Raw genomic sequence first — 7,322 nt, forward strand, 5'->3', positions numbered from 1 at the left:
TCGCCTACCTGATCACCGTCAACGACGACTACCGTGTGCGCGCGGTGGAAATCGAGCCGGCTTTCGATGGGCGGGCGTTCGACATCGGCCCGGTCGGCGGGCACACTCGCGCCAACCTCTCGCGGCACGGCACCGCCACCCTGGTATGGCCGCCACGCGACCCCGGCGAGTACTCGCTGATCGTCGACGCCGACACCGAAAAGCCCGTCGACCCGGAAGCAACCGAACCCGTGAAGATGGTGCCCACGCGCGCACTCCTGCACCGGCCTGCCGTGGGCGACTCCCCGACCTGTCAGCGCGGACACACCTACGACTGCGTGATCTTCAAAGCATCATCATCGGCGACGGCGTAACGAAAAAGCCCGGCCCCCAAAGGGACCGGGCTTTTCCGATACGGACTCAGAAGTCCATGTCGCCCATACCGCCGGCACCGGGAGCAGCTGCCTTCTCCTTCTCCGGCTTGTCGGCGACGACGGCCTCCGTCGTCAGGAACAGCCCCGCGATCGACGCCGCGTTCTGCAGCGCCGACCGGGTGACCTTGACCGGGTCGGCGACGCCGGCGCCAAGCAGGTCCTCGTACTCACCGGTCTGCGCGTTGAGACCGTGACCGGCCGGCAGGTTGCGCACCTTCTCGGCGACAACCCCGGGCTCCAGACCTGAGTTGAACGCGATCTGCTTCAGCGGAGCCTCCAACGCCACCTTGACGATGTTGGCACCGGTCGCCTCGTCGCCCTCGAGCTTGAGCTCGTCGAGCGTCGGGGCCGCCTGCAGCAGCGTCACTCCACCACCGGCGACGATGCCCTCCTCGACCGCGGCCTTGGCGTTGCGCACCGCGTCCTCGATGCGGTGCTTACGCTCCTTGAGCTCGACCTCGGTGGCGGCACCTGCCTTGATCACCGCAACACCACCGGCCAGCTTCGCCAGCCGCTCCTGCAGTTTCTCGCGGTCGTAGTCGGAGTCGCTGTTCTCGATCTCGGTGCGGATCTGGGCCACCCGACCGGCGATGGCGTCGGAGTCACCGGCACCCTCGACGATCGTGGTCTCGTCCTTGGTCACGACGACCTTGCGGGCCCGGCCGAGCAGCGACAGGTCGGCGTTCTCCAGCGTGAGGCCAACCTCTTCGCTGATGACCTGGCCACCGGTGAGGATCGCCATGTCCTGCAGCATCGCCTTGCGGCGGTCACCGAAGCCGGGGGCCTTGACCGCCACCGACTTGAAGGTGCCGCGGATCTTGTTGACGACCAGGGTGCTCAAAGCCTCACCCTCGACGTCCTCGGCGATGATCAGCAGCGGCTTGCCGGACTGAATGACCTTCTCCAGCAACGGAAGCAGGTCCTTGATGGCCGACACCTTGGAGCTGACGAGCAGGATGTACGGGTCTTCGAGGACCGCTTCCTGACGCTCGGCGTCGGTGACGAAGTAGCCGGAGATGTAGCCCTTGTCGAAGCGCATACCCTCGGTGAGCTCGAGCTGCAGGCCGAAGGTGTTGGACTCCTCGACGGTGATGACGCCCTCGTTGCCGACCTTGTCCATCGCCTCGGCGATCAGGTCACCGATCGACTGGTCGCCGGCGGAGATGGCCGCGGTGGCAGCGATCTGCTCCTTGGTCTCGACCTCCTTGGCGGTCTTCAGCAGCGTCTCGGTGACTTTCTCGACGGCCTTCTCGATGCCGCGCTTGAGGCTGAGCGGGTTAGCGCCCGCCGCGACGTTGCGCAGCCCCTCGTGCACGAGCGCCTGCGCGAGCACGGTGGCTGTGGTCGTGCCGTCACCGGCCACGTCGTCGGTCTTCTTGGCGACCTCTTTGACCAGCTCGGCGCCGATCTTCTCGTAGGGGTCCTCCAGCTCGATCTCCTTGGCGATGGACACACCATCGTTGGTGATCGTGGGAGCGCCCCACTTCTTCTCCAGGACGACGTTGCGGCCCTTGGGACCCAACGTCACCTTTACCGCGTCGGCGAGGGCGTTGAGCCCCCGCTCGAGGCCCCGGCGGGCCTCCTCGTCGTACGCAATTATCTTGGCCATTGCGAAGTGATTCCTCCGGATCGGGGATGACACGTCCTGGCCGGGTGCAGTGCCCGCGACGGACGACCCAGCTGAGCTCGGTCTCACCGTCCCGACCTAGCACTCACCGGTCGCGAGTGCCAAGTCATTCTTAGCACTCGCCCCTGTCGAGTGCAAGAACGCCCGGCGACCGATGCGGCCCGGCGCAGCGGGGTGAGGAGGAGCCGGGTAATCAGGAAGCCACAACCCGCTACGGCGCTGCCCGCAACCCATCAACGACGACGTCGGTTACCCGCTCGGCCAACGCGGAGTTGTACGCCTCCATCGCCTGGCACCCGACGAGGATCGCCTTCACTTCTGCGACGCCGATGTCGCGCCGCGCGGTGCCGGCTTTCTGCGCGGCGCGCAGCAACTCGCCGAGCACGGCCAGGAAAGCTTCCTCGGCGTGCGGCGCAGCGCGTGCGATGTCGATGCCGAATCCGGCGAGCGCCTCGACCAGCCCACGGTCCGTCGCGCCCCACTGCAAGACGATCGAGCGCACGAAAGTGAAGAGCGCTTCACCCGGCTCCCCGGATTTCAGCAGCGCATACCCGTCGTCGACAATCCGCTGCATCCGGTTTTCGATGATCGCCGCAAACAGCGCCTCCTTCGTCGGGAAATGCCGGTAGACGGTGCCGGCGCCGACTCCGGCGCGTCGGGCGATCTCGTCGATCGGCACCGACAAGCCGTCGGCCGCAAAGGTTTCGTAAGCGACTGCCAGCACACGCGCACGGTTGCGGGCCGCGTCGGCGCGTAGCGGCCGGATGGGTTGAGCCATGTCACATCACCTACCGATTGACAAACCGGGGCGTACGTTCCGTATAGTGGGCTAAAGCGGAGCGCTCGCTCCGGTTTACTTCATTCTAGTGAGGAGCTTCCCATGGCCAAGTGGACCGCCGCTGACATTCCTGACCAGACCGGCCGTGTCGCCGTCATCACCGGAGCCAACACCGGCCTGGGCTACGAAACCGCGATGGCGCTCGCCGCGCATGGTGCTCACGTCGTTCTCGCGGTGCGCAACCTCGACAAGGGCAAGGAAGCGGCCGATCTCATCGCCAAGCGCAACCCAGACGCCACTGTCATGCTGCAAGAGCTCGATCTGACGTCGCTGGACTCCATCCGAGCCGCCGCCGACCAACTGCGCACCGAGCACGACCACATCGACCTGCTGATCAACAACGCGGGCGTGATGTGGACGCCGAAGCAGCTCACCAAAGACGGGTTCGAGCTGCAGTTCGGCACCAACCATCTGGGCCACTTCGCGCTCACCGGCCTGCTGCTGGACCGGCTCCTGCCGATCGCCGGTTCGCGGGTCGTCACGGTCAGCAGCCTCGGACACCGCATCCGGGCGGGCATTCACTTCGACGATCTGCAGTGGGAACGCCGCTACAGCCGGGTCGGGGCCTACGGGCAGTCCAAGCTCGCCAACCTGCTGTTCACTTACGAGCTGCAGCGACGACTTGCGCCGCGCGGAACGGCGATCGCCGTGGCCGCCCACCCCGGCGGCTCCCGCACCGAGCTCACCCGCAACCTGCCTCCGGTGGCCGCGCGGGTCACGTCCGTGATCGAACCGCTCTTCCAGGACGCCGCAATGGGCGCGCTGCCGACGCTGCGCGCCGCCACCGATCCCGGTGTGCTGGGCGGGCAGTACTACGGTCCCGACGGCTTCGGCGAACAACGCGGCTACCCGAAGGTGGTGGCATCCAGTGACCAGTCCCATGACGTCGAACTGCAAAAGCGGCTGTGGGCGGTGTCCGAGGAGCTCACGGGTGTGGTGTATCCCGTCGGCTGATCCGGCAGACTGAAGCGATGTCGCTTGTCGTGCCGCCCTATCCAGAACCCCGCTACCTCGACGACGAGCCGGAAGTCAGCGCCTGGCTCAAACGCGCCGACGAGCCGCCGGACTACGAGACCCCCGGCGTCAAATACCACTACCTGGCCAACCAACAGGCCACCGCCGGCGACTACGGCCTCTACCGCGTCGACATCGCCCCCGCCGCCGGTGGCCCAGGCCCGCATTTCCACCGCGCCATCTCCGAGGCCTTCTTCGTCCTGTCCGGGACGATGAAGCTCTACGACGGCAACGACTGGGTCGACGGCCACCAAGGCGACTTCCTTTATGTACCGCCCGGCGGCATTCACGGCTTCCGCAACGAGGCCGACGACCCGGCGTCGATCTTGATGCTGTTCGCGCCGGGCGCTCCGCGGGAGGCCTACTTCGAGGGCTTCGCGGCATTGGCCGATATGACGGACGAGGAACGCCGGGAGTGGTTCATCCGCCACGACAACTTCTGGGTCCAGTAGGCACAACGCAATCTTGATGCTGTTCGCTCGGCGCATCCCGTGGCACCCGCTTGAGGACTGCGTGATCGACGGCCGCGGTTGACGCGGCACTAGCGTCGCGGGCGGCGTGTCCGCTATGACAACCGCGTCGGCCAGCCGCTTTCTGCAAAGATGCACAGCCCGATGTCCTTGCCCTACACTGCATCTCGATCAGAGGGGGGTTTCGGGTGCGGGCAACCGATGCGCCCAGCACCCGAGCATTACGGGGCTGGCAGCGGCGGGCGTTGGTGCGGTATCTGACCGCGAAACCTCGCGACTTTCTACTGGTCGCCACCCCCGGTGCAGGTAAGACCGCGTTTGCTCTGCGCATCGCCGCAGAACTACTGGCCGACCGCAGCATCGATGCAATCACGGTGGTGGTGCCCACCGAACACCTCAAGACACAGTGGGCGCTGGCGGCGGCCGCCGACGGGCTCGCGCTAGATCCGCGGTTCAGCAACGCCGCCGCGCACACCTCCACGGAATACCACGGCATCGTCGTCACCTACGCCCAAGTCGCCAGTCACCCGCCCCGCCACCGGGTGCGCACCGAGAGCAGGCGCACCCTGGTGATCTTCGACGAGATCCACCACGGCGGCGACGCCAAAAGCTGGGGCGACGCCATCCAGGAGGCGTTCGGCGACGCCACCCGGCGGCTGGCGTTGACCGGCACACCGTTTCGCAGCGACGACGCCGCTATCCCGTTCGTCAACTACGCGCCCGACGGCGACGGGTTGCTGCGGTCAGTGGCGGATCACACCTATGGCTATGCCGAGGCGCTGGCCGACGGCGTGGTCCGCCCGGTGGTGTTTCTGGCCTACTCCGGGGAGGCCCGGTGGCGAAACAGCGCAGGCGAAGAGCAGGCGGCGCGGCTCGGGGAGCCACTGAGCGCCGAGCACACCGCCCAGGCATGGCGGACCGCGCTCGACCCGGCCGGTGAGTGGATGTCGGCGGTCATCTCCGCCGCCGATACCCGGCTGCGGCAGTTACGTGACGGCGGCGTTCCCGACGCTGGCGGCATGGTGATCGCCACCGATCACAAGACCGCGCGCGCCTACGCCGGATTGCTGACCACGATCACCGGCGAGGCGCCGACGGTTGCGCTGTCCGACGACCCGAAATCCTCCGAGCGCATCTCGCAGTTCGCTGCGGGCACCAGCCGCTGGCTGGTCGCGGTGCGCATGGTGTCGGAGGGAGTCGACGTGCCGCGGCTGGCGGTCGGCGTCTACGCCACCAGCGCGTCGACACCGCTGTTCTTCGCGCAAGCCATCGGCCGGTTCGTGCGCTCTCGCCGCTCAGGCGAAACCGCGAGCATCTTCCTGCCCTCGGTGCCGCCGCTGCTGCGGTTGGCCAGCGAGCTGGAGGCACAACGCGACCACGTTCTCGGCAAGCCACACCGCGAAACACTCGGCGACGAGCTGACCTCCGCCAACCGCCGCCAATCCGAGCCGTCCGATACCGACAACGGGTTTACTTCGCTGGGCGCCGACGCCGAGCTGGACCAGGTCATCTTCGACGGCGCGTCGTTCGGTACCGCAACCCCGGCAGGCAGCGACGAGGAGGCAGACTACTTGGGCATCCCCGGCCTGCTAGACGCCGAGCAGATGCGAGACCTCTTGCGGCGCCGCCAAGAACAGCAGCTCGCTCGGGCTACGGCGAGCGGTGCCAGCGCGTCCGAGCCGGTTGCGCAACACCGGCGGCTGCACGAATTGCGCCGCGAGCTCAACCAGCAAGTCGCGCTGGCGCACCACCGCACCGGCAAGCCGCACGGCTGGATCCACAACGAGCTGCGCCGGCTCTGCGGTGGACCGCCGGTGGCCGCAGCGACCAGCGATCAGCTGAAGGCGCGCATCGAAGCGGCACGGCAGCTGACCGCTTGAGCCGGTTCTGCCGTGCCCGCTGCTTGGCGCCGGGCGGTCGGTATCGTTTTGCGCCATGGGCGCAGGAGGCAAATGGTCCGCCGCTGACGTGCCGGACCAGAGCGGCCGCGTCGCCATCGTCACCGGCGCCAACACCGGAATCGGCTACCACACCGCCGCAGTGCTCGCCCAGCGCGGCGCACACGTCGTGCTCGCGGTGCGCGATCTGGAGAAGGGCAACGTCGCGCTGGCGAGAATCGTCGCTGCCAGTCCTGGCGCCGACGTCACGCTGCAAGAACTCGACTTGAGCTCGCTGGACTCGGTGCGCGCCGCCGCCGAAGCACTGCGCCGTGCCTACCCGCGCATCGATCTGCTGATCAACAACGCCGGCGTCATGTACACGCCCAAGCAGCTCACCCGCGACGGGTTCGAGCTGCAGTTCGGCACCAACCATCTGGGCCACTTCGCGCTGACCGGACTGGTGCTGGACCACCTGCTGAAAGTCCGCGGGTCACGGGTGGTGACCGTGAGCAGCAACGGGCACCGGTTTCGCGCGTCGATCCACTTCGACGATCTGAACTGGGAGCGCCGCTATGACCGGATCGCCGCGTATGGGCAGTCCAAGCTGGCCAATCTGCTGTTCACGTACGAACTGCAGCGGCGGCTGGCCGCGAAGAACGCGCCCACGATCGCCGTGGCCGCGCATCCCGGCAGCTCCAGCACCGAGCTCACCCGTAACCTGCCCATCGTGCTGAAACCCGCCGTCGCCGTGTTCGGGCCGCTGGTGTTCCAGAGCGCAGCGATGGGCGCCCTGCCGACGCTGCGGGCGGCCACCGACCCCGACGTCCAGGGCGGCCAGTATTACGGCCCGGACGGTTTCGCTCAGCAGCGTGGATATCCCAAGCTCGTGGAGTCCAGCGGCCAATCCCACGACGAAGAGCTGCAGCGCAGACTGTGGGCCGTGTCCGAAGAGCTCACCGGCCTCAGCTTCCCGGTCTGATGCGGTCCGTCGAAGAACATCAGCGCGTCGTCGCCGATCTCATTACCGCCCGGACCGCCACCAGCACCGGGCTCGCCGACGCCCAAGGCCTGGCACTGGCC

General features: G+C 67.5%; 7 protein-coding genes. 5 read left to right on the top strand and 2 right to left on the bottom strand.

Annotated features, from left to right (window positions below):
* The coding region (locus VFA16_RS22645) for a pyridoxamine 5'-phosphate oxidase family protein (protein WP_324969990.1) at positions 1-353 on the top strand (353 nt) is incomplete at its 5' end.
* A gap of 46 nt (positions 354-399) precedes the next feature.
* On the opposite strand, the gene groL is transcribed toward VFA16_RS22645, so the two are convergent.
* Positions 400-2,022: a chaperonin GroEL gene (gene groL / locus VFA16_RS22650; protein WP_324969991.1), complete on the bottom strand. Its 1,623-nt coding sequence runs from the start codon at positions 2,020-2,022 to the stop codon at positions 400-402.
* A gap of 229 nt (positions 2,023-2,251) precedes the next feature.
* Positions 2,252-2,818: a TetR/AcrR family transcriptional regulator gene (locus tag VFA16_RS22655; protein WP_324969992.1), complete on the bottom strand. Its 567-nt coding sequence runs from the start codon at positions 2,816-2,818 to the stop codon at positions 2,252-2,254.
* Between the two features lie 102 nt (positions 2,819-2,920).
* Here VFA16_RS22655 and VFA16_RS22660 point away from each other — a divergent pair, with 102 nt between their 5' ends.
* The 4 genes from VFA16_RS22660 (at position 2,921) to VFA16_RS22675 (ending at position 7,221) form a co-directional block, all read left to right on the top strand.
* Positions 2,921-3,832, top strand: coding sequence for an SDR family NAD(P)-dependent oxidoreductase (locus VFA16_RS22660; RefSeq protein WP_324969993.1), 912 nt, complete (start codon positions 2,921-2,923; stop codon positions 3,830-3,832).
* A gap of 17 nt (positions 3,833-3,849) precedes the next feature.
* A complete protein-coding gene (locus tag VFA16_RS22665) occupies positions 3,850-4,344 on the top strand; it encodes a cupin domain-containing protein (RefSeq protein ID WP_324969994.1) in 495 nt (164 codons plus the stop codon).
* Between the two features lie 206 nt (positions 4,345-4,550).
* The gene (locus tag VFA16_RS22670) at positions 4,551-6,242 is read left to right on the top strand and encodes a DEAD/DEAH box helicase (protein ID WP_324969995.1); all 1,692 of its coding nucleotides are present in this window, start codon (positions 4,551-4,553) and stop codon (positions 6,240-6,242) included.
* Positions 6,243-6,297: 55 nt separating this feature from the next.
* Positions 6,298-7,221 carry an SDR family NAD(P)-dependent oxidoreductase gene (locus VFA16_RS22675; RefSeq protein WP_324969996.1) on the top strand — a complete coding sequence of 308 codons (924 nt, stop codon included), beginning with the start codon at positions 6,298-6,300 and terminating at the stop codon, positions 7,219-7,221.
* Positions 7,222-7,322: the final 101 nt, after the last annotated feature.

The organism is Mycobacterium sp. (assembly GCF_035653355.1).
In the GTDB taxonomy this organism is placed as follows: domain Bacteria; phylum Actinomycetota; class Actinomycetes; order Mycobacteriales; family Mycobacteriaceae; genus Mycobacterium.